The organism is Collinsella aerofaciens (assembly GCF_015670795.1).
GTDB lineage: Bacteria > Actinomycetota > Coriobacteriia > Coriobacteriales > Coriobacteriaceae > Collinsella > Collinsella aerofaciens_Q.
Window position 1 is genome coordinate 26,404 of record NZ_JADPCJ010000012.1, and the last position, 26,389, is coordinate 52,792.

At 58.4% G+C, this 26,389-nt stretch carries 23 protein-coding genes and 5 tRNA genes; 20 read left to right on the plus strand and 8 right to left on the minus strand.

Annotation, left to right across the window (positions count from 1 at the left end; genetic code table 11):
• Positions 1–162: 162 nt before the first annotated feature.
• The gene (locus I4W09_RS05070) at positions 163–2,805 is read left to right on the plus strand and encodes an ATP-dependent Clp protease ATP-binding subunit (protein ID WP_117655064.1); all 2,643 of its coding nucleotides are present in this window, start codon (positions 163–165) and stop codon (positions 2,803–2,805) included.
• Positions 2,806–3,019: 214 nt separating this feature from the next.
• On the plus strand, positions 3,020–4,477 hold the full coding sequence (locus tag I4W09_RS05075) for an aminoacyl-histidine dipeptidase (protein WP_196032516.1): 1,458 nt from the start codon (positions 3,020–3,022) through the stop codon (positions 4,475–4,477).
• Positions 4,478–4,604: 127 nt separating this feature from the next.
• On the opposite strand, the gene I4W09_RS05080 is transcribed toward I4W09_RS05075, so the two are convergent.
• The 3 genes from I4W09_RS05080 to I4W09_RS05090 form a co-directional block, all read right to left on the minus strand.
• Positions 4,605–5,909, minus strand: a complete 1,305-nt coding sequence (locus I4W09_RS05080; RefSeq protein WP_055250328.1) for a type II toxin-antitoxin system HipA family toxin — start codon at positions 5,907–5,909, stop codon at positions 4,605–4,607.
• Entirely contained in the window at positions 5,910–6,341 is a 432-nt protein-coding gene (locus tag I4W09_RS05085; RefSeq protein WP_196032519.1) for a helix-turn-helix domain-containing protein, read from the minus strand.
• Positions 6,342–6,461: 120 nt separating this feature from the next.
• On the minus strand, positions 6,462–7,040 hold the full coding sequence (locus I4W09_RS05090; RefSeq protein ID WP_196032522.1) for a manganese efflux pump MntP: 579 nt from the start codon (positions 7,038–7,040) through the stop codon (positions 6,462–6,464).
• Between the two features lie 373 nt (positions 7,041–7,413).
• On the opposite strand from I4W09_RS05090, the gene disA reads away from it, so the two are divergent.
• The 6 genes from disA to I4W09_RS05120 all read left to right on the plus strand — a co-directional run bounded on the left by disA (position 7,414) and on the right by I4W09_RS05120 (position 12,880).
• Entirely contained in the window at positions 7,414–8,454 is a 1,041-nt protein-coding gene (gene disA / locus I4W09_RS05095) for a DNA integrity scanning diadenylate cyclase DisA (RefSeq protein WP_369796797.1), read from the plus strand.
• Positions 8,454–9,182 carry a 2-C-methyl-D-erythritol 4-phosphate cytidylyltransferase gene (gene ispD, locus I4W09_RS05100; protein WP_196032525.1) on the plus strand — a complete coding sequence of 243 codons (729 nt, stop codon included), beginning with the start codon at positions 8,454–8,456 and terminating at the stop codon, positions 9,180–9,182. Before disA ends, ispD begins: the two co-directional genes overlap by 1 nt.
• Positions 9,172–9,666 (plus strand): 2-C-methyl-D-erythritol 2,4-cyclodiphosphate synthase, encoded by a 495-nt coding sequence (gene ispF, locus I4W09_RS05105; protein WP_152077139.1) that lies wholly within the window; start codon positions 9,172–9,174, stop codon positions 9,664–9,666. The genes ispD and ispF overlap by 11 nt, the downstream gene beginning before the upstream one ends.
• Before the next feature lie 3 nt (positions 9,667–9,669).
• Positions 9,670–11,136: a cysteine--tRNA ligase gene (cysS, locus tag I4W09_RS05110; protein WP_196032528.1), complete on the plus strand. Its 1,467-nt coding sequence runs from the start codon at positions 9,670–9,672 to the stop codon at positions 11,134–11,136.
• Positions 11,137–11,278: 142 nt separating this feature from the next.
• Positions 11,279–12,199 (plus strand): 23S rRNA (guanosine(2251)-2'-O)-methyltransferase RlmB, encoded by a 921-nt coding sequence (gene rlmB, locus I4W09_RS05115; protein ID WP_196032531.1) that lies wholly within the window; start codon positions 11,279–11,281, stop codon positions 12,197–12,199.
• Between the two features lie 3 nt (positions 12,200–12,202).
• Positions 12,203–12,880 carry an NYN domain-containing protein gene (locus I4W09_RS05120; RefSeq protein WP_117786129.1) on the plus strand — a complete coding sequence of 226 codons (678 nt, stop codon included), beginning with the start codon at positions 12,203–12,205 and terminating at the stop codon, positions 12,878–12,880.
• Between the two features lie 27 nt (positions 12,881–12,907).
• Here I4W09_RS05120 and I4W09_RS05125 read toward each other — a convergent pair whose 3' ends face one another.
• Complete coding sequence (locus tag I4W09_RS05125; protein ID WP_196032534.1) at positions 12,908–14,248, minus strand: DNA-binding protein; 1,341 nt, start codon at positions 14,246–14,248, stop codon at positions 12,908–12,910.
• A gap of 161 nt (positions 14,249–14,409) precedes the next feature.
• Between I4W09_RS05125 and I4W09_RS05130 the strand changes: the two genes are divergently transcribed.
• Positions 14,410–14,484: transfer RNA gene (locus I4W09_RS05130), tRNA-Thr, on the plus strand.
• Between the two features lie 533 nt (positions 14,485–15,017).
• Here I4W09_RS05130 and I4W09_RS05135 read toward each other — a convergent pair.
• Both I4W09_RS05135 and I4W09_RS05140 read right to left on the minus strand, forming a co-directional pair.
• A complete protein-coding gene (locus I4W09_RS05135) occupies positions 15,018–16,418 on the minus strand; it encodes a PTS transporter subunit EIIC (protein ID WP_161145280.1) in 1,401 nt (466 codons plus the stop codon).
• A gap of 9 nt (positions 16,419–16,427) precedes the next feature.
• On the minus strand, positions 16,428–17,846 hold the full coding sequence (locus I4W09_RS05140; RefSeq protein WP_161145281.1) for a glycoside hydrolase family 1 protein: 1,419 nt from the start codon (positions 17,844–17,846) through the stop codon (positions 16,428–16,430).
• A gap of 153 nt (positions 17,847–17,999) precedes the next feature.
• Between I4W09_RS05140 and I4W09_RS05145 the strand changes: the two genes are divergently transcribed.
• The 11 genes from I4W09_RS05145 to rplA all read left to right on the plus strand — a co-directional run bounded on the left by I4W09_RS05145 (position 18,000) and on the right by rplA (position 23,619).
• Positions 18,000–18,833 carry a MurR/RpiR family transcriptional regulator gene (locus I4W09_RS05145; protein ID WP_070100711.1) on the plus strand — a complete coding sequence of 278 codons (834 nt, stop codon included), beginning with the start codon at positions 18,000–18,002 and terminating at the stop codon, positions 18,831–18,833.
• Positions 18,834–19,237: 404 nt separating this feature from the next.
• A tRNA-Tyr gene (locus tag I4W09_RS05150) sits at positions 19,238–19,319 on the plus strand.
• A gap of 10 nt (positions 19,320–19,329) precedes the next feature.
• Positions 19,330–19,405 (plus strand) — tRNA-Thr (locus tag I4W09_RS05155).
• Between the two features lie 3 nt (positions 19,406–19,408).
• A tRNA-Met gene (locus tag I4W09_RS05160) sits at positions 19,409–19,485 on the plus strand.
• A gap of 96 nt (positions 19,486–19,581) precedes the next feature.
• Positions 19,582–20,772: an elongation factor Tu gene (gene tuf / locus I4W09_RS05165; RefSeq protein ID WP_035137538.1), complete on the plus strand. Its 1,191-nt coding sequence runs from the start codon at positions 19,582–19,584 to the stop codon at positions 20,770–20,772.
• Positions 20,773–21,051: 279 nt separating this feature from the next.
• Positions 21,052–21,201 carry a 50S ribosomal protein L33 gene (rpmG, locus tag I4W09_RS05170; RefSeq protein ID WP_022093895.1) on the plus strand — a complete coding sequence of 50 codons (150 nt, stop codon included), beginning with the start codon at positions 21,052–21,054 and terminating at the stop codon, positions 21,199–21,201.
• 13 nt (positions 21,202–21,214) lie between these two features.
• A tRNA-Trp gene (locus I4W09_RS05175) sits at positions 21,215–21,290 on the plus strand.
• Between the two features lie 76 nt (positions 21,291–21,366).
• The gene (secE, locus tag I4W09_RS05180) at positions 21,367–21,705 is read left to right on the plus strand and encodes a preprotein translocase subunit SecE (protein WP_035137537.1); all 339 of its coding nucleotides are present in this window, start codon (positions 21,367–21,369) and stop codon (positions 21,703–21,705) included.
• 3 nt (positions 21,706–21,708) lie between these two features.
• Positions 21,709–22,245 carry a transcription termination/antitermination protein NusG gene (gene nusG, locus I4W09_RS05185; protein WP_099432095.1) on the plus strand — a complete coding sequence of 179 codons (537 nt, stop codon included), beginning with the start codon at positions 21,709–21,711 and terminating at the stop codon, positions 22,243–22,245.
• A gap of 120 nt (positions 22,246–22,365) precedes the next feature.
• Entirely contained in the window at positions 22,366–22,794 is a 429-nt protein-coding gene (rplK, locus tag I4W09_RS05190; protein ID WP_022093893.1) for a 50S ribosomal protein L11, read from the plus strand.
• 117 nt (positions 22,795–22,911) lie between these two features.
• Complete coding sequence (rplA, locus tag I4W09_RS05195; RefSeq protein WP_022093892.1) at positions 22,912–23,619, plus strand: 50S ribosomal protein L1; 708 nt, start codon at positions 22,912–22,914, stop codon at positions 23,617–23,619.
• A 125-nt stretch (positions 23,620–23,744) separates the two neighbouring features.
• On the opposite strand, the gene I4W09_RS05200 is transcribed toward rplA, so the two are convergent.
• Positions 23,745–24,455: a metallophosphoesterase family protein gene (locus tag I4W09_RS05200; protein WP_196032539.1), complete on the minus strand. Its 711-nt coding sequence runs from the start codon at positions 24,453–24,455 to the stop codon at positions 23,745–23,747.
• A complete protein-coding gene (locus tag I4W09_RS05205; protein ID WP_196032542.1) occupies positions 24,452–26,368 on the minus strand; it encodes a BMP family ABC transporter substrate-binding protein in 1,917 nt (638 codons plus the stop codon). Before I4W09_RS05205 ends, I4W09_RS05200 begins: the two co-directional genes overlap by 4 nt.
• Between the last annotated feature and the right edge of the window lie 21 nt (positions 26,369–26,389).

The following is a 26,389-nucleotide window of genomic DNA, read 5'->3' on the forward strand; positions in this document are numbered from 1 at the left end:
CGCGCGGTGAGTCCCGCGATGCGGTCATAACCTGCATTCATGTGAGCCGGGTTTATAGATATTCCTCCAGCTGTTAACATAGACAACCTGTGGGTAAAGAGACAAAAGCGCCGCCGACGGGCGGGCGTTTTGATTTCGATGAACTCATGTAAGGAAACGAGCATGTTAGATAGATTTACCGATCGAGCGCGCAAGGTCATGTCCATGGCCAAGCAGGAGGCGCTCGATCTTCATTCAAATAAGGTGGGTACCGAGCATCTGCTGCTCGCGCTTGCCAAGGAGGACGAGGGCATTGCCGCCGAGGCGCTGCGCTCGCTCGATATCTCCTACGACGACATCATGGACACCCTCAAAGAGGTCCAGACCACCGTTCCCGAGCCCAGTGAGGAGACCGAGGCCGCTAAGCTCGCCTTTACGCCGCTCGTCATTAGCGTGATGGAGCGTTCATTCCGCGTGGCGCGCGAGAACAACCAGACCTACGTGTCGACCGAGCACTTGCTGATCGGCATCGTCGAAGAGGGCAACGGCATGGCCATGGACATCCTCATGCGTCTAGGTGTGTCGTCCGCCTCCATCAAAAAGGCTATCGAGAAACTCACTGCCAAGGACCAGGATAAGAAGCGTCCGCTCGCCGGCGCCGGTGCCGGGCGTCCCGGTGCGGGCCTGCCGTTCTTTAGCGGCTCGGACGCGTCGCAGCAAAAGGGGAGCGGCACCGACACGCTCAAGCAGTTCGCCACCAACCTTACGCAGAAGGCGCGCGACGGCGAGCTCGACCCTGTAATTGGTCGCGAAAAGGAAGTCCAGCGTATGATGGAGATCCTTTCGCGTCGCACCAAGAACAATCCGCTTATCTTGGGCGACCCCGGCGTGGGCAAGACGGCCATCGTCGAGGGTCTGGCTCAGCAGATTGCAGCTGGCAACGTGCCCGAGAACCTCATGAACCAGAATATCTGGACGCTCGACCTGCCGGGTCTCGTTGCGGGTGCCAAGTATCGCGGTGAGTTCGAGGAGCGCCTCAAGAACGTGATCCAGGAGGCCACCGAAGCTGACGACGTTATCCTGTTTATTGACGAGATGCATACCATCATCGGTGCCGGTTCTGCCGAGGGCTCCATCGACGCGAGCTCCATGCTCAAGCCCGTACTTGCGCGCGGTGCCTTTCAGATTATTGGCGCCACCACGGCCGAGGAGTTCCGCAAGTACCTCACCAAGGACCCGGCCTTCGAGCGTCGCTTCCAGACCATCGATGTCGAGGAGCCGAGCGTCGAGGACACAGTCAAGATCCTGACCGCGCTCAAGCCGCGCTACGAGGAGCACCACCATGTGCGCTATACGCAGGGTGCTATCGAGGCCGCCGCGAACCTTTCCAACCGCTACATCCAGGATCGCTTCCTGCCCGATAAGGCCATCGACCTTATCGACGAGGCCGGTGCCCGCGCTCGCATCGCCGCGAATCGCGCGCCCGAGCCGGTGCGTGAGGCCGAGCATCGCATAGAGGAGCTTAAGGCCGCCGCGCAGGAGGCCACCGAGAGCGACGACATGAACAAGGCCGCCGAGATCACCGAGCAGCAGAAGGCCGCCGAGATTGAGCTTGCCGAGGCTAAGGCCGCCTGGACCGCCGAGCTCGACGCCAGCCCGCTCACCATCGACGTGAGTCAGATTGCCGACATCGTGTCCGTGACCTCTGGCGTGCCGGTTTCCTCGCTCACCGAGAGCGAGAGCCGCCGCCTGCTGCAGACCGAAAGCGTGCTCAAGACGCGCATCATCGGTCAGGACGAGGCCGTCGAGGCCGTTGCCAAGGCCGTGCGCCGCAGCCGCTCGCCGCTCAAGGATCCGCGTCGTCCCGGTGGCAGCTTTATCTTCCTGGGTCCCACCGGCACAGGCAAGACCGAGCTCGCCAAGACGCTCGCCGAGTACCTCTTTGGCAGTAAGGACGCGCTCATCAGCTTCGACATGTCGGAGTTCGGCAGCGAGTTCGAGGTCTCCAAGCTTATCGGTAGCCCTCCGGGTTACGTGGGCCACGACGAGGGCGGTCAGCTTACCAAGGCCGTTCGTCGTCACCCGTACTCGGTCGTGCTGTTCGACGAGATCGAGAAGGCGCACCCCGACATCTTCAACATTTTGTTGCAGGTGCTGGAGGAGGGTCGCCTGACCGATAGCCAGGGCAAGACGGTCGACTTCCGCAACACCGTGATCATCATGACGTCCAACGTGGGCGCCCGCGAGATTGCGCAGGATGCGAGCGTTGGCTTTGGCACTACCGGCGAGCAGGGTCTCACGTCGAGCGAGATCCGCGGTCGCGCGATGGGCGAGCTCAAGCGCCTGTTCCGCCCCGAGCTGCTCAACCGCATCGACGACATTGTGGTGTTCCAGAAGCTCTCGGGCGAGAATCTCACCAAGATCGCGCACCTGCTGGTGGACGACCTACGTCAGCGTTTGATTGCCAACGGCATGAACATCAAGCTCACCGATGCGGCGTACGACAAGATCGTGGCCGAGGGTACCGACCTCACCAACGGTGCGCGTCCGCTGCGCCGTGCTATTCAAAAGCTCATCGAGGACCCGCTGTCCGAGGAGCTTCTGGCCGGCGAGTGGGGCGAGGGCGATACCGTCCTATGCGACGTGGCCGATGGCAAGTTTGTCTTTAGCCACGGCACGGGCGAGATCCCGGCACCGCGTCCGGCGGGCACGCTCGGTGGCGATACCGCCCCGGCGGCACCGCACACCGGCAACGCCGCGCCCGTGAGCGGCGGCGTGACCTCGGGCCCCGGCGGCATGATGCAAGCCGGTTCCGGCGCGCTGTAGGGCGTGGCGACAATTTGATACGCGCAATCGAGGCGCTCCGGAAAGGGCGCCTCGATTTGTAGAGCTGCGGAAGTTGTGACCGTTACGCTATACGGTCCACCGTTAGCCGATGATGCGAGGGCGCTCGGCGTTTTCGACTGGTTTATGCACGCAAAGTCTGGGAATATACAAGTCGCATGTCTTACTGTCTAACCAGTTGCGCCAAGGAGGCACCATGGACTACAAGATTACCGGCTACGAGCCCGCCCAGCTGTTCCATTTCTTTGAGGAGGTCAGCGCGATCCCCCGTGGGTCTGGCAACGAGAAGGGCATCAGCGATTTCCTGGTTGCGTTTGCCAAGGAGCGCGGTCTCGATGTGTACCAGGACGAGGTCTACAACGTCATCATTCGCAAGCCCGCATCTGCCGGTGCCGAGAATGCCCCGACCGTGATGCTGCAGGGCCACATCGATATGGTGTGCGACAAGTTGGGCTCCGTTGAGCACGACTTTACGACCGATGGTATCGACCTGGTCGTCAAGGACGGCGTCCTCACCGCTAACGGCACCACTCTGGGCGCCGACAACGGTATTGCCGTCGCGCTTATGCTTACCGTGCTCAACGACGATTCGATTACCCATCCGGCCCTCGAGTGCGTGTTCACCACCGACGAGGAGACTGGCCTGGTCGGCGCCGAGACGCTCGACAAGTCCCAGATTAGCGCCCGCACCATGATCAACCTTGACTCCGAGGAGGAGGGCGTTGCCACCGTCAGCTGCGCCGGCGGCGTCGTCGTTACCTACACCTGCCCCATCGTGCGCGAGCACAAGACCGGTAGCACCCTCACGCTCGACATTTCCGGTCTGTTGGGCGGCCACTCCGGCAGTGATATCAACCTGGAGCGCGGCAACGGAAACCTCATCATGGCCCGCATCATCGACCGCCTGATGGTCGCCGGCGAGCCCGCCATCGTCAGCTTCAACGGCGGCACCAAGGACAACGCCATCAACCGTGAGTGCAAGGCCGTTCTGGTCTATGCCGATCACGCTGCCGCCGAGGCCGCGGCCCAGATCGCAAAGGGCATCATCGCCGACGTCACTGCCGAGCTCGAGGTCTTCGACCCCGGCTTTACCTGCACCGTCGAGATTGCCGACGACGCCGAGGTCGAGGCCATGGACGAGAAGTCCGCGCTTGCCCTCATCCGCGCCCTGCGTCTTGCCCCTAACGGCGTGATTCGCCGCAACGTCGCCACCGACGGCTCCGTCGAGGTTTCCTCCAACATCGGCGTGGTCGCCACCTCCGATGACGAGGTCAAGATTATGCTGTCCCCGCGCTCCTCGATCACCTCGCTGCAGAACGAGTTCAAGGACCGCCTGCAGACGCTTGCCGATGTCCTGGGCTTCGACGCCAAGTTTGAGTTCGAGTATCCCGGCTGGAGCTATGCCGAGCATTCGCCGGTCCGCGAAGTCTTTGTCGAGAGCTATCGAGAGCTCTTTGGCTCCGAGCTGCGCATCGAGTCCATTCACGCCGGCCTTGAGTGCGGCCTGTTTGCCGAGGCTCTGCACGGCCTGGACGCCATCGCCGTGGGCCCGACGCTCTCCGATGTCCATACCCCGGACGAGAGCATGGAGCTCGCTTCTGCCGAGCGCTTCTACGAGCTGCTCATCGACGTCCTCAAGCGCCTCGCTGCGTAAAGGTTGCGCTAGCAGCAGTCCGAGCCACGTGCTAGCGGATTGCAAATGACATTATGAGAGGGGGCACCCGGTCTTTTGCGACGGGTGTCCCCTCTCTTTTGTTTGATAATTGCGAAATTAAGGCCACCTAGTCCATTTCTGCCTTGATGAGGTCGAGGGTGCGCTGGCAGTTTTCGCGGACGGGGCCGAGCATATGCTCGCGCAGGTCCGCCATGCCGGGCAGGTCGGCGTATTCGTCCATGACCTCTTCCATGCAAATGGGCACCTCGTAGGCGAGGTCCATCATGGTCGCAAAGCAAAACTTCTCGGATAGCCCGGCATCGGTGAGTGCCGCCTCCAGCGCGGGGTCGCCCATACCGTGGTATCGGCGGATAGCGCCTGGACCGATGCGCCCCACACGATTTTCGCCGCCAACGCTCATGGCAAGGCGCGCCCGGCGGCGCATGCGCTCGTATGCCAGCCCCGATGCGACATCGTACATGGGTGCGAGCGCCGCGTTTGTGCCTTTGCCAAGGATGAGCGAGTAGTTTTTAGCGTGTGCGTCAGGCGCTCCGATAATGGCGTTATAGAACAACATATAGGTAAAAAGCACAAGATTCATGTGGTGGGGGACTGTGTTAATCAGTCGTTCTTGGATGTCTCGTGTAGTTGGTCCTCCGTCGGCGGTGTATTTCTGGATTGGCAATACACCGAGCGCCTGGCAAAAGTCCTCCTGATGCAGCCTTTCGATATTTCCGCTGCTATTGACCATTCTGTCGTACCGTTCAACGACGAGCGCGGCTTCGTCTTCAAATGTGTAATAGGAGACGTTGGCAGTTGGAATGCCAACACGCCGAGCCGTTTTCATGCAGACGAATTCGTTTAAGGCCTGATGTTTGAACCCAACGACACCATTTTTGAAGATATGGGTAGTGGGGGATGACCCTAGACATTCGCACCATTGGCCATCATGCCAAGCTAGTGCAAATTTGCCTTGATTGCCGCCCAGGGACCAGCTTTCGTTGGAGCCCATCCATGTCTCTCTTTCGTCATCGCGAATTGCTTTGAGCTTGTGAGCGATTTGAGAATTGGTAAGCGGGCGGTATGCCGAGACCCTGCCGCGGGCGGCGTCTAATTGATCGGCTCGACAAAACTGAACGGCCCCCGCGCAGTCTAGACCGATATGGCACAAGAGGGCGACGGGGTTGTTGGATGCAACATCATGCTCGGTGGCAATAGCGCGACGCTGCTCTTGACTGTCGGGCAAAAGGCCAAATAGGAACGGGCGGACGATGCTATGGCCATACGTGCGATTGGAAAGCGGCATTGTTAGCGATAACGGTGCTCCGCGATAGGTTGGGGCGTATGCAAAGCTGCAGAGTCCATGCTCGTCTTGGCGGAGAGTGCCGGCGATTTCGCCACAAATGAGGGTCGCAAGCTCCATTTCTGCCATTTATTTCACAACCTTACAGCCAAAGGAGAGGTCTGAAGTGCTGGAAAGGCCTTGCTCGGCTGCGATTTGGGCCAGCAAGGCACCATAGAAAGCTGGCGTTCCTTGTCGAGCGGGTCGTCTGCCTACGCTTGGCTTTGGCAGGGCATTCGAGTTCGCGATAGGGAGGTCCGCTATCGTCATCGGATGTTCGGAGGGTGATGCGATGGAGTCGTTATCGCTTTGCGCAAAGAGACCTATGCCGAGTGCGTTAAAGACGGTCAACAGCTTGTCGAGCCGAATGCCCGTGGCATCTCCCAGCTCGAGCGATGCGAGCAGGCGCTCCGAAACACCGGCCTTTTTGGCGAGGGTGGCACGGGTGAGACCCTGAGTCTCGCGTGCCTGGCGCACGTAGATGCCAGCTTGGCGTGGTGTGGTGATGGGAAGGGTATCCACGGCTATCTCCTAACGTGCAGGCTTTTGCATCCTAGTATGACATGCAAAAGTCTGCATGAAAAGGCCTCATGCAAAACTCTGCATGAGGCCTTATACGGACGTTTAGTTTTGAAGGGTGTTTTACAGCACTAAAATCCCTAGGTGCTCCAGCAAAATCTTGAGGCCGATGAGGATGAGCACAACGCCGCCCACGATGGTGGCGGGCTTTTCGTAGCGCGCGCCAAAGATGCGGCCAATCGCCACGCCGGCAACGGAGAAGATGAAGGTCGTGATGCCTATGAGCGACACGGCGGGAACGATGTCGACGGAAAGCGCGGCGAACGAGATGCCCACGGCCAGGGCGTCAATCGAGGTGGCGATGGCGAGGATCAGGTACTCGCCCAGGTCAATCTTTTCGGCATCCTTGCCGTCGCCTTCATCCTCGTCCTCGGTAAAGGCTTCCCACAGCATTTTGCCGCCGATGAAGGCGAGCAGGATAAAGGCGATCCAATGGTCGATGGGTCCGATGATGCCCATGAATTGACTGCCGAGCGCCCATCCGATTACGGGCATGCCGGCCTGAAAGCCGCCAAAGAACAAGCCGAGCACTACGGCGACCTTAAGGTTGATCTTCTTCATGCCAAGGCCCTTGCAGATGGATACGGCAAAGGCGTCCATCGAAAGGCCGATAGCGAGCAATACGAGCTCTGCGAGTCCCATAGTCTGGCTCCCTCTCTGCGGGCGGGCCCGCGTGTACCTCTTGGGGGAGTAACAAAAAAGACCCGTGGCGTACGCGTTGTGCGCACAGCCACGAGTCTCGTTCATTAAGGCAAGCCAGGCCGCATCGGCCAGTGTGTTGACTTACCGCGCCACCGGAGGCGAATCCGGTCACGCGACTACTCCCTCATTTATGCGAATCCCGATGCTGCCACATGAACAGCTGATTTGGGTTGGGCTCTCAGCTGTGTTCGCTCATTCTGTAAGCATCGGATTTCGCAAGCGCCGCAGGGACAAACCGTGAGAAACTATTTAGCGTTTATGGAGCGTATACGATGGGAGCGATGCCTTGGATAAGAACGAGCTGCAAAAGCGTATGGAACAGGCCATCCGCCTGACGGCACCTGGTCAGCCGATCCGCACCGCCCTCGACATGATCATCGCCGGTCACCTGGGCGCCCTTATCTGCGTCGGCGACACCGAAAACGTGCTCGCTGCCGGTAACGACGGCTTCCCGCTCAACATTTCGTTTACTTCGAACCGTCTGTTCGAGCTTTCCAAGATGGACGGCGCCATCGTTATCGATGGCGACCTCACCCAGATCCTGCGCGCCAACTTCCACCTCAATCCCGATCCCTCGCTTGCCACGAGTGAGACGGGCATGCGTCACCGTACTGCCGCTCGCATGTCGGTGCTCACCGATGCCATCGTGATCTCGGTCTCGGCCCGTCGCGCCGTCGTTAACGTGTACGTTCACGGCAAGAGCTACGAGATCCAGCCCGTCACCACCATCATGAGCTCGGTCAACCAGCTCGTCGCCACGCTCCAGACCACCCGTCAGTCGCTCGACCGCTCCTTGCTGCGCCTGACGGCCCTCGAGCTCGACGACTACGTCACGCTCGCCGACATCACCGGCATTTTCTCGAGTTTCGAGATCATGCAACAGGCAAAGACCGAGCTTAAGGATTGCATCGTCAAGCTGGGTAACCAGGGCAAGCTCGTGCAGATGCAGCTTGAGCAGCTCGCGGGCTCCAGCATGGATACCGAATACGACTTGATGATCCGCGACTACGCAAGCGATTCCTCTGAGGCCAACGCCGAGAAGATTCGCGCCGAGCTGAGTCGCATGACGCCTAAGGACCTGTCTGACCCGCAGCACGTGGCGGCAGTTCTGGGCTATGACGACCTGGACGAGGACTCCGTCATGACACCGCTGGGCCTGCGCACGCTTTCGCGCGTGTCCGTCGTGCGCGACGGCGTGGCCGAGAAGATCGTCGACGAGTACGGCTCGCTGCAGGAGCTCATGGATGACATCAGCGAGGATCCGGAGCGCCTGGGCGACTTTGGTGTTAACAACCCTGCCATTCTTGCGGACTCGCTGTACCGCATGAAGGGCACCAAACAGGGGAACGCATAATGGCGCCCGTATGCGCCGTGGTCGTTGCCGGCGGCAGCGGCCAGCGCTTTGGTAACCCCGGTGGCAAGCAGCTCGTTAACGTGGCGGGCCGTCCACTCATGAGCTGGTCCATCTGCGCGTTCGATCGTAGCGACAAGGTCGGCCACATCGTGGTGGTGTGTCCTGCCGAGCGCCGTGCCGAGATGCGCCGCCTGGCCATTGACCCGTTTGACTATGACACGCCCATCAGCTTTGCCGATGCCGGCGATACCCGTCAGGATTCCACCCGTGCCGGCGTGCATGCGGCTCCGGCGGGCTTTGAATACGTTGCCATCCACGACGGCGCTCGTCCGCTCATTACTACCGAGGCGATCGATCACGCTATCGACGTGCTCGTGAGCGACCGCGCCCTCGACGGTGTCGTGTGCGGTCAGCCCGCGATCGACACGCTCAAGATCGTCGACGGCGATAATATCGTCGAGACGCCGCCGCGCGAGCTCTATTGGGCTGCGCAGACGCCGCAGATCTTTAGCGTCGACGCCATGAAGCGTGCCCATGCCGCTGCTATCGCCGAGGGCTTTATCGGGACCGACGATTCATCGCTGGTCGAGCGCATGGGCGGGCGCGTCCGCTGTGTCCAGAGCCCGCGCGATAACCTTAAGGTGACGGTGCCCGAGGATCTGCGTCCCGTAACCGCGATTCTGCTTGGCCGTATGGCCGAGGGAGAGGACCTTCCCCATGTTCAGTAACCTGCGCATTGGCCATGGCTACGACGTCCACCGTCTGGTGGAGGGGCGTCGATGTATCATCGGCGGGGTCGACATTCCCTACGAGCGCGGCCTGCTGGGCCACTCGGATGCCGATGTGCTCGCGCACGCCTTGGCCGACGCCATTCTGGGCGCCTGCCGCGGGGGAGACATCGGCAAGCTATTCCCCGACACCGATCCCGCCTATGAGGGCGCCGACTCGATGGTGCTGCTCGCTCGCGTGATGGACTATGCGCGCGAGCTGGGCTTCGAGTTTGTCGATGCCGATTGCACCATTGCCTGCCAGCAGCCTAAGATCACCCCGCACCGCGATGCCATGCGCGCCAACCTCGCCCATGCCTTGGGCGTTGACGTCGAAAACGTGGGCGTCGCCGCCACTACGACCGAAAAGCTCGGTTGGGAAGGCCAGGGCGAGGGAGTCGGCGCCTGGGCCGTCTGCCTGCTACAGAAAACCGTTAAGGAGTAACGAATGCGTATCTACAACAGCGCTACCCATAAAAAGGAAGAGTTCCAGCCCATCGAGTCCGGCAAGGTCCGCATGTACGTGTGCGGCCCCACGGTCTACGACAACATCCACATCGGCAATGCCCGCACGTTCATCAGCTTTGACGTGATTCGTCGCTGGCTCATCGCGAGCGGCTACGAGGTCACGTTCGCCCAGAACCTCACCGATGTCGATGACAAGATCATCAAGCGCGCCAACGAGCAGGGCCGCACTGCCGCCGAGGTCGCGACGGAGTTCTCCGACAAGTTCATCGGCGTCATGCGCGCCGCCAACGTGCTCGATCCCGATGTGCGCCCCCGCGCCACCAAGGAGATCGGCCCCATGATCGCCATGATCAAGACGCTTATCGAGCAGGGCCACGCTTACGCAGCCGATAACGGCGATGTGTACTTTGCCGTGCGCAGCGATCCCTACTATGGTCAGGTCTCGGGCCGCAACATCGACGACCTTATGGTTGGCGCGCGCATCGAGGAGAACGAGGACAAGAACGACCCGCTCGACTTTGCCCTGTGGAAGGCCGCCAAGCCGGGCGAGCCCAGCTGGCCGAGCCCCTGGGGCGAGGGCCGTCCCGGTTGGCACACCGAGTGCGCCGCCATGGTGCATCGCTACCTGGGTACCCCGATCGATATCCACGGCGGTGGCTCCGATCTTGCTTTCCCGCATCACGAGAACGAGTGCGCCCAGGCCACCTGCGCCTGGCACCAGGGTTTTTCCAACACCTGGATGCACACTGGCATGCTGCTGGTTGACGGCGAGAAGATGTCCAAGTCACTCGGCAACTTCTTTACGCTGGCCGAGGTCCTCGAACAGCACTCCGCTGCCGCCCTGCGCCTGCTGATGCTGCAGACGAGCTATCGCTCGCCGCTCGACTTTTCTTGGGAGCGCCTGGAGGGTGCCGAGAACTCGCTCACGCGTATCGCCGGTACGGTCGAGAACCTGCGCTGGGCCGCGAACCATGCGACGGCCGATGCCGATGCGGCTGCCGCCGAGGCGTTTGCCGCCAAGGCCGCCGAGACTCGTGCCACCTTTAAGGAGTGCATGGACGACGACTTTAACACCGCTGGTGCCATGGGTGCCGTCTTTGGCTTTGTGACCGAGTGCAACCAGTACCTGGAGCAGGCGGGCGACGCTGCCGACAAGGCCGCCGCGCTTGCCGCCGCCGACACGCTGGCCGAGCTGCTCGATACGCTTGGCGTTGAGCTCCCCGAGCCCAAGGTCGAGTTGCCGCTGGGCCTGCTGGGCGTTGCCGCCGGTTTGGTTGCCTACACGGGTGACGACGTGGACGAGGCCGCTGCCAAGATTCTCGAGGCCCGCGCCGAGGCCCGCGCCGCCAAGAACTGGGATCTGGCCGACGCCATCCGCGACCAGCTCAAGGACCTGGGCCTGACGATCGAGGATACGACCGCCGGCACCCGTATTAAGACTCTCTAGTATTTGTTGACCGTTCGAGGTGCGGCAGATTGCCTTGAAAGAGGAGGGCATAGACCTGGTGGTCATGCCCGACGATTGAAAGGCAAGGTGCCGTGGCTCGGACGGTCGATTCTTGTTCGTTATGTATTTAGGAGGTCGCTTTATGGCCGACAATCGCAAGCGTGCACCGCGTGGAGGCAAGCAGGCTGCTTCTGACTCGCGTCCGATTCGCCGCAACGACCGCGCTGCCGCTCCCAAGGGCCAGCGCGAGCGCTCCCAAGCCCAGGCTGCGCGTCCGCAGCGCGATCGCAACCGCGACAACGTTCAGGCTCCCAAGGGCGAGTTTATCGAAGGTCGTCGTGCAGCCGCCGAGGCGCTGCGTACCGGCTTTCCCGTCAAGTGTGCGCTCATCGCCGAGGGCGGGGAGCGCGATGCCGCCCTGTCTCGTCTGGTCGATGACCTCAACGCCGCCGGTGTCCGCATTAAGTATGTGCCGCGTGCGCAGCTCGATGCGCTGTCGAGCCATGGCGCTCACCAGGGCATTGCGCTCGAGGTTGGTAACTTCCCTTACGCTGATGTTGCCGATATCCTCGACCGCGCGGGCGACGGTCCGGCGCTTGTCGTTGTGCTCGACCATGTGACCGACGACGGCAACTTTGGTGCCATCGTGCGCTCCGCCGAAGTCGTGGGCGCGGCGGGCGTCATCATTGCCAACAAGCGCGCTGCCGGCGTGACCGTTGGCAGCTACAAGACTTCCGCCGGCGCCGTCATGCACCTGCCTATCGCGCAGGTTCCCAATATCGCCCGTGCACTCGACGACCTCAAGGCCGCTGGCTTTTGGGTGGGCGGCGCCTCCGAGCACGCCGAGGGCAGCTGCTGGGATGCTCCCTTCGAGGGCCGCGTGGCGCTCGTCATGGGCTCCGAGGGCGACGGCATCTCGCGCCTGGTGCTCGAGAAATGCGACTTTATGACCAAGCTTCCCCAGCGCGGCATGACCGAGAGCCTCAATGTTGCCCAGGCGACCACGGCGCTGTGCTTTGAGTGGCTGCGCCGCAACGTCGGCGAGCTCATGGGGGAGGAGTAGCGCATGTCCAAAAAGAACCGTGCCAAGTCCAAGGCCAAGCGCTTTGGCGAGGGCTCGGCCAAGCCGATTGTTTCGGCCGCGACCTACGGCGTGGGCGGCAATGCGTTTGCGCAGGCCATCGCCGACCCGGTCTCGACGGTGCACTCCAATAAGCCCGAGCTGCTGGTGGTCGACGGCTACAACGTGATCCACTGCACGCCGCGCTACGAAAAGCTCGTGTACGACCATTCAGACGATCCGTATTCCAGCGACGTTCACGATATGGCACGCACCGCCCTCATCAACGACGTCGCCGCCTTTGCCCAGGGCCGCTACGAGGCCGTGATCGTGTTCGACGGCGCGGGCAATATCTCCAACGAGCGCCCCAACCTGCCGGCCCGCGGCGTGCGCATCGAGTTTTCGCCGACGGGCGTTTCTGCCGATACCGTGGTGCAAAAGCTCTGCATCGAGGCGCGCGAGGAAGGCCGCGCGTGCTCCGTGGTATCGAGCGACGGCACGATCCAGGCCGTCGTCATGGGCAAGGGCGTCACGCGCATCTCGAGCCGTATGCTGGTGGACGAGATCAAACAGATCGACAACGACGTGCACGAGGCCGAGGAGGCCCCGCAGATCAAGATGACCCTGGGCAGCCGTCTAAGCCCCGAGGCCCTGGCCAAGCTCAAAGCTCTGCGCGGGAGGTAGGGGAGTTGGCGGGGCGATGCTGTCTCGCTAACTCCATTCAGCGATGTCGATCATTCTTTCGAGGCGCCATGTTAGCGCCTCTTTTAGATAAGGCAGTCTCGCTGTAAGAGCGTCGTTTTTGGATAGGATTTCGATTGCCTCGTCAACGAAACCCTCGAGTTTGTCGCCGTCAAACCAGCCCATGTCCTCGACGAGCAACATTTGTTTGGCGGGGCTTGAATGAAATTGTGCGCTGGTAAAACTGTGCTCTCCCGCCCTAAGCTCCTCTAGTGATATGTTGCACCAGAGTGATGAGCCCGAATCGAAGATAGGGGCAGGTCTGCAGGCTAGCGTGTTTACGTTTCGCACAAGGCCAAAGTTGCGCCAATGGCGATCATAGTTGGCAATGATGTCATCGCATACGATCATGCGGTCAAGGGCGTCTTTTATATCCGTCGCTCCAAGCTCCTCGCAGTTTGCTACATACCGTTCGTAATCGGTTAGTCGCTCGTCTGCATTTGCATGCTGGTTTACATAGAACGCAGGGACATACTCTTCTTCATCAGTTAAGAAGACATCGCATATGCTCAGGGCGGAAGTGCCCGTGCCCTCGAGCGAGTAAGGCACATAATCGCAAGCGTTTAGGATGCGACGGTGAAGTGCAGTCGCCACCAGCTCGTTATAAGGTTCCTGGCTTAGATGTGCACCTGCCTTGTGGAGGATTCGACGGTCATCCTCGCATGTCCAGTACTTTTGAAGATTGCCGTCCGAGGTGTTATCGGGCTTTGCGGCAGCTGCCTTGCCCTCTGGGGCGAAGGGCGCGATGCTGAGAGAGACGTCGTCAAAAGCATTATTGAAGAAATTGATATCTTCCCACGCGAGACCGGAGTCTTGGGGCCTAATCCAATACTGGTCGGATAAGGAGAGGCCAAGATTTCGCTGGACGAGTTCATCGGGAACATCGACTGCGGCTTCTGCAAGCAGGGAGGCTAGTCCAATGCGTGCGAGCGGGATACCGCGGCCGCGCCACCAGATGCGGAAGGAGTCGAGCGATATGGGGCTATTAGGGCCAAATACTCCAATAGGGGCGTGGGCGTAATCGACGTCGGCGCCGATGTGGGTGAAGTCTTTTCGCGATGTGCTGTAGACCAGTTGGGCTACTTCGTGCGTGCGGTTCATGAGGGTAAATGCGACTTCGCTTTTCCCATGCCCACGACGAGGTCGTCCCCCTCTTTTGGTTGCGGAGCGGAGTCGCGCGTCTACGCTGTCTTTGTCGATGAGCCACACGCCAGAAGCCTTGCGGGCGGTCAGCGCGCCGTTCTTAATGAGCTCCTGCACCCTGCGCGGGCTGATGCCGAGCAGCTCGGCTGCTTCCTTGGTAGTCAACATCGCGAAACCCTTCGCCAGAACGAATAGTTTTATATAGCCAATTGTAATTAAAACTATTCGTTCTGGCGAATAGTTTTGAGATGTGGTCGGGTGAAGGGCCTGTTGCGCCTCGTCGGCAATTCCTTTATTCTTAATTGGCTTCGCGCGAAAGCGCCAAGTGTGCCAGTGTGGCGCAACGGTAGCGCAACTGATTTGTAATCAGTGGGTTGCAGGTTCGATTCCTGTCACTGGCTCCATGAGAGTTTCGGGCTCTGTCTCTATATGGGACAGGGCCCGTTTCTATTTAGGTGGTGCGCCATCGGGTTAGCGCCCATCCCGTTTTTGGTTTGTCTCGTCCTCCAGTTTGTCTAAATCTGTAACACCAAGACCGATATTTGGCATCTAACTGTTACAGATTGAGATGAAACTTAGGGTGTTTTAGGAATATCTTGATCTGTAACATGTAGAAGCGGAATAGGCCTCTTACTGTTACAGATCGAGACAAGGGCGGGTGCGGACCTGGATGTCCTGCTCGAGCGTGGATTTCTGGACACGCGAGCGAAGAAAATCTCCCGACCGGAGAACGAGCGTGGATAATTAACTTGGATAGGGAGCTAAGGTAAACACCGATTGTCTATCGACGGCTTTAGAAACAACGACCCCGATTTCATTGTGGAATCGGGGTCGTTTGTGCCTCAGGAATCCGAATGGATTAATCGAGCTCCTAAGGGACTTCTTGGGTTCTTGCTAATGGTCTGCCGAGGATGTCCCCAATGCAAACAGCGGGCATCTACTCAATATAGCTGGGGTTCTTCTTGATGATTACGCGTGCAGCGATGAAAGAGACGACGATGGCGATGATGGCGACAACGCATGCCAGCACGAAGTTGCCCATGGACCCATCGGGAGCGATAAAGATGAGTGCCGAAAGAAGGCCGGGGCATGCTCCCGCAACATACTCTTTCAGGACAAAGATGCCTGCAGGGAGTCCAGCGCAGAGCGCGCCGATTGCCGTGCCGACAAGCAGGCGGGGACGCTCGATGAGGCAACCGTAGAACGCGGGCTCGGTTACGCCACAGAGTGCGGTAACGGCAACCGTGGTGACCATACCCTTCTTCTCCTTGTTTCCCTTCATGGCAGTTGCCAGGGCGAGGCTCGTGCCGCCAATGCAGAGGTTCGAGATGAATCCAAAGATAATGGGTGCCCAACCGAGCTGCGCCAGGCTCGTAACTTCGATTGCGATGTAAGCCTTATCGAGACCGAGCATGACGAAATAGGGGTTAAGGGCTGCCAGGATCGGAGTAGCGATAAATGCCACGTTGTCCATAAGCCACGTGACGGCATCACTCAGCGCGTAGCCCATCATGCTGCCGGCGGGGCCAAGGATAATCAGCTCGACGGGCACGACGATGATCATGGTGAGCAGCGGCTTCAAGAACAGTTTGGTAACGTCGGGAATGATCTTCTGAAGGCTGCGGTCGACAAAGTACATGAACACAACGCCCAGTACGATGGGCACTACCGTACTCGAATAGTCGTTCGTCGGGATGGGGATACCAAGAAAGTCGAGACCCTCGGCACCGCTAATGGACGAGCTGATCATGATCGCGCCCAGCAATGCGCCCATGATGGGCTGCATCTTCATGACGGCTGCGAGCTGATAACCAAGATAAACGGGCAAGAAGCTAAACGAAGCGCTAAAGATCGCCAACAGGACCTGGGCGGTTCCGCTATCGGTGCTTAATCCGCAATAATTGACCAGGAGATTCTTGATCGAAAGAATGAGTCCGCCAACGATGAGCGCCGGGACGATGGGCATGAATACCTGTGCAGAGACGTTCCCGAATTTCTCAATCAAGCCCATGGCGGTGTTACCGCTTTTAATGCCTTCTGCAAGGTCTTTGGCGGTTTGGGCATCGTCGGCAACCGTGCCACCGCCGACTTCGATTCCCGCGAAGTCGAGGAAGTCGTTGTAAGCCTCGGTGACGTTTGGGCCGATGATCACCTGAAGCTGGCCACCGCTGACTACTGCCCCGAGCGCCTGATCGGCCGATTTGGCGAGCTGGAGATCGATGATCGAGGTGTCTCGTGCGTCGATGCGAAGGCGTGTCGCACAATGAGTTACCGATGTAATGTTCTCTTTGCCGCCAACAGCCTTTAGGACTGTTTCGGACATTGCCTGATATTTCATCTCTTTCTCCTAACCTTCCTGCTCCTGATACTTCGAGATAAGGTCTCGGTACCAATACCAGCTCTTTTTGGGGGTGCGCTCCAGATTGTTCTCGAAGTCGATATGGACAAGTCCGTATCGTTTTTCGTAGCCGTTGATCCAGCTATACAGATCCATCGTCGACCAGAGGTAGTAACCCTCAACGCGCGCGCCGTCGCGCTTAGCCCTCATCATGTGCTCGATGAACTGGCCCAGAAGCTCGATGCGGTCATCATCGTGGATCATTCCGTCTGTGTCTGGTTGCTCATAGGCGCCATGTCCGTTTTCCGTAATAAAGATGCGGGGCGCGTCATAGCGCTCGTGGACATCCATGATGGTTGAATACATGCAACTTGGGAGTATTTCGCGGCCCCATTTATTGCGGGGAACATTGCTGTCGCGGGCGCTTTCAAACAAGGGCGCAATGCATTTTCCTTCGACCCTTTTGCTCGAACTGCCCTTATTGTTCGCCGAAACGGCAAGCTCTCCACCGTGCCAGTCGGTTACATACTCTCGGCAATACACGTTGAGTCCAATAAAATCGACTTTACCGTCTCTGAATTCTTTTACGTCATTTGGGGATCGATAGAGCGAGACGCCAAGTTTTTCAAGGATTTCGTCCATTTCTGGCGGCAGTTGACCCTGAAGCGCTGGTGCCAGAATCATGCGATTGGCGAAAAAGTCTGCGTATCGAAATACGTCATCAGGGTGCTCGGTTGCCGGGTCGAGTTCGACAACGCCGCCATCGTGGACGGCGCCGATGATGCCGTCGTAGCCCATTTGACGATATGCTCGGACTGCGAGTGCGCTTGCGCGCATCAGGTTGTACTGAAACTGCATGTACGACTGAACATCGAGCGATCGATTGGGGGGATAGTTGCCCAACATGTTTACGCAGTAGCTGTAGAAATGCGGCTCGTTAACGGTAGCCCAGATTTTGACGCGGTCTCCAAAGCGCTCAAAGCAAATCTTGGCGTATTTGCAGAACCACTCTGCCATGTCGTTGTTCAGCCATCCGCCTTTGCAAGCAAGCGTGAATGGCAGATCGTAATGGAACAGCGTAACGTTGGGCTCTATGCCATTTTCGAGGCAGCAATCAATGACCCGATTATAAAAATCGATACCCTCTTCATTCACTTCGCCGATACCCGTGGGGATGATTCGACTCCATGAAAGAGAGAAGCGATAGGTGTTTTGTCCGCCTTCTTTCATCATGCGGATATCTTCTTCATAGCGATGGTAGAAGTCGCAAGATACATCACCGTCAACATGGTTGATGTTCTTATTGCTTGTGTGGCTAAAGAAATCCCACTCACCAAGGCCTTTGCCGTCTTCGTTCCAGGCACCCTCGCACTGATAAGACGCCGTGGCGGAACCCCAGAGAAACGGCATGTTGTTCACGTTGCCCATGAATCCCCTTTCCATCACTCAAAACACGGTGGATACGTGTGGCGGAATTATGATTAAGATGACGTCAACTGATTTGAATCATAGGAGAACGACCAAAGCTGTTTGATTCAATAAATGAACCATGATTTCGAGGAGAGCGGAAAGAGGGATCACGTGAATATCAATGACTTCGATGTGCTCAATCGCATTAGCTCCATCATCAACAGCGAGTTTGGGTCAAACGATGCCGCCATCGCTCGATATCTCATCGCTCACATTAGGCGTTCGAGCGAAATCAATGTTGCCGCAATAACCCGCGATGCATTCGTGACTCGTTCCGCTGTTCGTCGTTTCTGCAATCGATTGGGCTACCAGTCTCTTAGCGATTTGAAAGAATCATTTACTCAGTCAGTCTTTCCAAGCGACTTAAGCCATCGAGAGGAGGAATTTGGCTACGAGGAGTACAGGGCAGAGCTCGACGTTCGCATGATCGAGATGTTCGCTGAGGTTGAAAGCGGCGTGTCCGATATCGCTATTAAGCATCTTGTCGACGAAATTGATGGCCATAAAAACGTTGAAATCTGGTGCACCAATAATGTGAGCGCCAATCTCGTACGATTTCAGCAGGAAATGTTTTATGCGGGCAAGATAGTTCGCATAGTTGCTGGGGCTAACGTCGCGGAATTGAAAAACATGGGAGACGCTTCGCAGTCATTGATAATTCTCGTATCGGTCTCCGGGCTATTTGCGTCACAGGCGCGTGAGTATCTTGATTGCCGTTCGGGCAGGAAGATTCTAATTACTGCGTTTAGCAACGATGACAAATCGAGGTCTTTTGACCGTGTATATCGTCTTGGTAATGCGGGAAACGGAATTGACCGACTCGGCGTTTATTCGAAATACGCCATGACTTATTTTTTCGACTTGCTATCGTCGTGTTACTTGAGTCGCTACCCCTGCACCAAGGGGGAGCCGCTCTATGGGTCTACTTTGGCCTGGCCCGAGTAGTTGCGGCTTTACAGTTCTCTCGCCTGGAGAATGAACGTGGATAATCTGCCACTTTGGCCTTAGAGCCGCGCTAAAAGTGGGAGATAATCCACGCTCGATCGTGGCGTGGAAGCCCCGATCTCGACCTATATATAGGTGCAAATAAGCTGGTATCGAAGTTCGATACTGAAGGTGTACTCCACTACAGCAAAGTGTTACCTTGGGAAACGTCACCTCAGTATCCAAAACCACCGTCCTTCATATCCAAACTCAATAAAACCGCAGGTCACGGCTATATAGATACGCCCGGCACCGTGTATCTAGAGGTTTTCGTTGACAGCCCCCAAGGTGGCATCGTATTATCTTCTTCGTTCGCGGGGGCGGCGGTCCAAAAGACCAAAGGACCTGCGGATACTTGAACGATTGGGAGTTTGCCCGAGTGGTTAATGGGGACGGGCTGTAAACCCGTTGGCTCTGCCTACATAGGTTCGAATCCTATAGCTCCCACCCGTCAAGTGCCTGTATAGCTCAGTCGGTAGAGCACTTCGTTGGTAACGAAGAGGTCACCAGTTCAAGTCTGGTTGCAGGCTCCATCCGGCGGTGTAGCTCAGTTGGTTAGAGCACACGGTTCATACCCGTGGCGTCACTGGTTCGAATCCAGTCACCGCTACCATAGGTAACACGGTGGCTTCTCAATAGTATGTTGAGAGGCCACTATGGTATAAAGGCAAAGTCCCGTCCGGGGACGACCTGTTAAGAGGAGGGCTTTATGGCCAAAGAGAAGTTTGAGCGCACTAAGCCGCATGTTAACATCGGCACCATTGGTCACGTCGACCACGGCAAGACCACGCTGACCGCTGCCATCACCAAGGTTCTCTCCGAGACCGAGGGCTGCAAGGCTGACTTCACTGCGTTCGAGAACATCGACAAGGCTCCCGAGGAGCGCGAGCGCGGCATTACGATTTCCGTCTCCCACGTTGAGTACGAGACCGCTGCCCGTCACTACGCTCACGTTGACTGCCCGGGCCACGCTGACTACGTCAAGAACATGATCTCCGGTGCTGCTCAGATGGACGGCGCTATCCTGGTCATCGCCGCTACCGACGGCCCCATGGCTCAGACCCGCGAGCACATCCTGCTCGCCCGTCAGGTCGGCGTTCCCTACATCGTCGTCTTCCTGAACAAGTGCGACATGGTCGACGATGACGAGCTCATCGACCTCGTCGAGATGGAGACCCGTGAGCTCCTCTCCGAGTACGATTTCCCCGGCGACGACATCCCCGTCATCCGTGGTTCCGCTCTGGGCGCTCTCGAGGGCGACGCCAAGTGGATGGACGCTATCCGCGAGCTCATGAAGGCCGTCGACGAGTACATCCCGACGCCTGCTCGTAACAACGACCTCCCGTTCCTGATGGCCGTTGAGGACGTTATGACCATCTCCGGCCGTGGTACCGTTGCTACCGGCCGTGTCGAGCGCGGTGAGCTCAAGCTCAACGAGCCCGTCGAGATCGTCGGCATCAAGGATACCCAGAACACCGTCGTTACCGGTATCGAGATGTTCCGTAAGTCCATGGACTTCTGCGAGGCTGGCGACAACGTCGGTCTGCTGCTCCGCGGCATCAAGCGCGAGGACATCGAGCGCGGCCAGGTTCTCTGCAAGCCCGGTTCGGTTACCCCGCACACCAAGTTCACCGGTGAGATCTACGTTCTGACCAAGGAGGAGGGCGGCCGTCACACCCCGTTCTTCGATGGTTATCGTCCTCAGTTCTACTTCCGTACCACCGACGTTACCGGTACGGTCAAGCTCCCCGAGGGCACCGAGATGGCTATGCCTGGTGACCACATCACCATCGAGGGCGACCTCATCCACCCGATCGCCATGGAGGAGGGCCTGCGCTTCGCTATCCGCGAGGGTGGCCACACCGTCGGTTCGGGCATCGTCTCCACGATCATTGAGTAAATTAGCTCTTTGATATAGCTGACTTAGAGAACCCGGCACTTATATGGGTGCCGGGTTCTTTTCTGCAATGGATATTGAGCCGTTGCTGGTGTCGAGAGGATCGATAATGGTCCTGGATGCACCGTCGATTAGCTCTCGATGGCTTCATTGATGTGTTCCAAATATGAATGGATCCACCGAGAACCAATTGACTCGAGGTTTTCATTGACAGCACTTACGTGGAGCTGATAAAGTAACAACTCGTGCCCGTACGGGGCGGAAATGAAAGGTTCAGGATACATGCGTACTCTAGTTACTCTTGCGTGCACTGAGTGCAAGCGCCGCAACTATACGACCACCAAGAACAAGTCGACCATGCCTGATCGTATGGAGATCAAGAAGTATTGCCCCTGGTGCCGTCACCACACGCTGCACAAAGAGACTCGCTAGTCTCTAGTCACATACGCCAGTAGTTCAATTGGTAGAGCATCGGTCTCCAAAACCGAGTGTTGAGGGTTCGAGTCCTTCCTGGCGTGCCAGTCATTATTCCGTAAGCTCCCACTTGGGGGCTTACGGTTTACTCATGTATAAGCGCATTGCGCGGAGGTAACCCAAATGGCCAACAAGAAGAACAAGAAGAAGGCTCAGCAGCCGGCACCTGCCAACAAAGCTGCCGCCAACTCCAAGGTTGAGGCCAAGAAGGCCGTTGCCAAGAAGAACGAGAAGGCTGCGAAGTCCAAGAAGAACGAGAAGCCTGGTTTCTTCGCCCGCACCAAGAAGTATTTCGCTTCGGTCAAGTCCGAGATGAAGCGTGTCACGTGGCCCGATAAGAAGGAGCTCGTGAACTACTCGGTTGTTGTTTGCGCTTCTCTGATCGTCGTCGGCGTCGTCATCGCTCTGCTCGATGCTGGCTTTGGCGAGGCTCTTGCTCTGTTCTCTGGATTGAGGGGCTAAACCATGTCTAAGCGTTGGTACGTCGTTCACACTTACTCTGGATACGAGAACCGCGTTAAGTCCGATCTCGAGCATCGCATCGAGACTATGGGCATGCAGGACCGTATCTTTGATATCGAGATTCCTATGGAGCGCGTCACCGAGATTAAAGAGGGTGGCAAGCGTGAGACCAAGGATTCCAAGATCTTCCCGGGTTATGTCCTGGTCCGCATGGAGATGGATGACGATGCTTGGACGTGTGTTCGTAACACGCCTGGCGTCACCGGTTTCCTAGGCGGCAACGGCAAGCCCGCTCCGCTTTCCCGCGACGAGTACAACAAGATGACTCGTCGTCCCGGTAAGGGCGATTCGCCCAAGCGCACCTCGGTTGATATTGAGGTCGGTACGTCCGTCCGCGTCACCGATGGCCCGCTTACCGACTTTGATGGCAAGGTCTCCGAGGTTAACACCGAGGCTGGCAAGCTCAAGGTCACGCTGATGATCTTTGGCCGCGAGACGCCGGTCGAGCTCGACTTTAACCAGGTCGCTGTCATCGCTTAAGTTTTCGTCCGTTCGCGCGAGCGTGCTTCTTCTGTGACTGCTCATCTCAGGAGTGCTTCTAACACGTGCGTGCTTACGATATAGCAAGTACTTCACACTCGTGATTCGAAAGGAATGACCATGGCTGAGAAGAAGGTTGCCAACGTCATTAAGCTCCAGATTCCTGCTGGTGCAGCAAACCCCGCTCCTCCCGTCGGCCCCGCCCTGGGCGCTGCTGGCGTGAACATCATGCAGTTCTGCCAGGCCTTTAACGCCGAGACGCAGGACAAGAAGGGTGACATCATCCCCGTTGAGATCTCTGTCTACGAGGACAAGTCCTTCTCCTTCATCACCAAGACCCCGCCGGCGGCTCACCTTATCAAGAAGGAGCTGAACCTCAAGTCTGGTTCCGCTAAGCCCCAGGCTGACAAGGTTGGTCAGCTCTCCCAGGAGCAGCTCACCAAGATCGCCGAGATCAAGATGCCGGACCTCAATGCCAACGACATTGACGCCGCCAAGAAGATCATCGCCGGTACCGCCCGTTCCATGGGCGTCACCATCGCTGAGTAGCGATTTCTTATGGTAACGGCGGGTGCTCCGACCGGGGCGCCCGTTAAATGTGTGCAATAGGGCACACGATACGATGTGGGAGGGCTCACGCCCGTTTAACCACAGGAGGTAATGCACATGGCTAAGCATGGTAAGAGCTATAACGCCGCTGCCGAGAAGATCGACCGCGCCACGCTCTACACCCCCCTTCAGGCTGCCAAGCTCATCAAGGAGCTCGACACCGCCAAGTTCGACGAGACCGTCGAGGCTCACTTCCGTCTGGGCATCGATACTCGTAAGGCTGACCAGAACATCCGTGGTTCCATCTCCCTGCCCCACGGCACCGGCAAGACCGTTCGTGTTGCCGTCTTCGCCGAGGGCGAGAAGGCCCGTGAGGCTGAGGCTGCCGGCGCCGACATCATCGGTTCCGACGAGCTCGTCGCCCAGATTCAGAAGGGCGAGATCAACTTCGACGCCGCTATCGCTACGCCGAACATGATGGCCAAGGTTGGCCGCATCGGTAAGATCCTTGGTCCCCGTGGCCTCATGCCGAACCCCAAGCTCGGCACCGTGACCATGGACGTCGCCAAGATGGTCTCCGAGCTCAAGGCTGGCCGCGTTGAGTACCGCGCCGACCGCTACGGCATCTGCCACGTGCCCCTGGGCAAGAAGTCCTTCTCTGAGCAGCAGCTCGTCGAGAACTACGCTGCCCTGTACACCGAGATTCTGCGCGTCAAGCCCTCTTCTGCTAAGGGCAAGTACGTCAAGTCCATCTCCGTGTCTTCCACCATGGGCCCTGGCGTCAAGGTCGATCCCGCTGTCCAGCGTGACTTCCTGGCTGAGTAACTGCTAGTTACTGCCTGAGCAAAGCAAGCATTGCTAAAGAAACCCGGTTCTGTCTCGTGCAGGACCGGGTTTCTTGCTATCGCGTCAAAAGCACCACAAAGGGGACAGTGTCCTCTTTGTGGTGGTTACCAGGGTGTTCTGGCCGTTGAGGGCTCGATGGCTTCGTGGCGTTTGAGCTCGCGGCGCATGGTTTGCGAGTTGAGCCAGGCTGCCTGCCAGCCACGGATGGGGTAGCGCGCTTCGTCGAGCTCAAACTGCGTATAGCCGCAGGCGTTGATAATCGTCGTCCCGCACGCGTGTTGCCGCTCGCGCTGAAAATCGGGACCGTAGCTCTGGTGCACATGCCCGTGCACCATGTAGTCGGGTCTCCAAGACTCAAGCGCTGTGTTAAAGCATTCGAATCCTCGATGTGGCAGATCATCCAGATCGCCCATGCCGGCGGCGGGCGCATGGGTCAGCAGGATGTCGCAGCCGCCGACCATCTTCACTTTGTGTGACAGCTTGCGCACGCGCTTGGCCATCTCGCGCTCGGTGTACATGTTGGCGCCATCTCGGTAGCGCATGGAGCCGCCAAGCCCCGCAATGCGGACGCCTCGATACACGTACACGGTGTCTTCGACGCAGATACAGCCGCCCGGTGCATGACGTGCGTAGCGGTCATCGTGATTGCCGCGCACGTAGATGAGCGGTTTGTTGATGACCGTGACCAAAAACTCAAGATAATCCGGGTCCAGATCGCCAGCGGACAAAATCAGGTCGACACCTTCAAAACGCTCCTTGCGAAAGCACTCCCATAGGCATCGTTCTTCGGTATCGGCTATGGCAAGGATTTTCATAGGGCGTGGACTTTCGGCTCATCGTCGAGTTGCGGAATGGTGCCTACCACGTTGTCCGCCAGCCAATTCATCTCGACAATCTGCGTGCTCGGCAGCGGAGGGAAGCCTTCGATCTGTACCACGCCGTTCTGGCTGTGGAGCTCGCCGCCAAAGGGGTTGATGGATCCCTCAACAATGCCGTTGCGGAGCAACTGCACGAGTTTGCGCGTTTGGTAGGGTAGGCCCGGAGCGTAACGGATGTCGATAACGCCGGAGCTCATGCCATACCAGTAGTTGACAGCGCGCACTTGGTTGTCGTCGCTGGTCTCGTCCCACGTGCCGTGAAGAAGGCTTTTCACGATAAGCTCGTAGTAGCGCCCCCAGTTCCAGACGGGCATGGCGATGCCGGTAACCTTGCCATCGACCAAGCGGTGAAGCCCGTAGGCGGTGGGATCTTCCAGCGACTTTGACATATCGGCGCCGGTCATGACGCTCACGCCTTCGCGGCACATGGCCTCGGCAAGGCCTCCGGCGGGCACATCGCCCCAAGTCAGGATAATTTGCGCACGGGGGTCGAGCAGCGAGGCGCCAATCGCAAAGGCGTTGATCTCGCTGAGCGCGCCCGAGGCGAAGACCGACGCGTGGTAGCCGATGCGGTGGTTGTCCGCCATGCTGGCGGCAAGGGCGCCCAGGAGGAACTTGGCCTCGTACATCTTGCCAAAGTACGAACGGACGCTTTGATGGGGAAGGCCGATAGAGCAGTTGAGGAACCGAACCTGGGGATACTCAACGGCAGCCCTGAGCGTGTATTCCATCAGGCGGTGCGAGGTCGAGAAGATGACGTTTGCCCCATGTTTGACAGCCGTTTCCACGGCGGCGTAGAACACGTCCGGATCGTGACAGTCCTCGAACGCCTCGGTGTGCACGATACCGTCAAAGTGCTCATCGAGATACTGACGCCCTTGGTCGTGCAGGCTGTCCCAGCTCGACGTCGCACAGGGGAACTCATGGATAAAGGCGATGCGCAGGGGGTTGGCCGCCGAATAGACGGTCTTGCCCATAAAGAAGTTGAGCACGCCGGAGGTGGACTTGGCGGGCGACTCTTCCTCATCGACGCTCGGTGCTTCGACAAGATCAACCTTGTCCTCGTCATTTTTGCCGGCGATGACCAGCTCGCGCCAAATCTTGCACAGGCGGTTTACGACGATATCCGTTGGCGTATCCAGCAGGCGGTCCTGGTTGTACACATTGAGGTACACGAGCATGGCGTCGGCAGGCGTAATGTCCAGGTGGTCGCCGCCTGCGCGAAGGTAGGCGCGCTTAAAGAGCAGGAAGGTGTGGCGCAGGTAGTCGACCTTTTTCTGCGGCCATTTTTCGATAAGGTTCTGACCGAGCATCTTGGCGAGCGTTTCGTAGCTTCCCTCACGCGAGAACTCGATCTCGTATAGGGGGCAGACGCGCCAAAACGCGCAGAATTCACCGTACAGGCGGCTTTCGACGGAATCCCATGTGCCGGGGTAGAGACGGGTGACCTTGGCCGAAACCGTCGGGGCGTCTAGGAATTTGAGGACACTGACGCGTTTGTTGCCTTCCTGGACATAGAACCGATGCATGAACTCGGTGACGATGACGGGGTCGCGATAGCCCTCGGTCACCTGGATGTCGTAGAGGTTGGACCACTTGCGGGCGAACTCGGTGCTAAACGGAAGCAGGGGCATAAAGTTACACGAAAAGGCGGACTGGCGGCCTTTGGTGACCGTGCCGACGACCATTTCGAGCGGAATATCCCTTAGGCCGACATTCTCTCGCTGACCTAAGGGGAGCTGGGCAACGAGGCTGTCGAGGTCCGTAAGGTACGGGTGCTCGCTTTGGCTAATGGCGCGACGGCGTCCCTGCTCGCCGCGCTTGCGTGCTTGACGATAGGCCTCTTCCATGATGTTGCTCCCTTAGTCGTT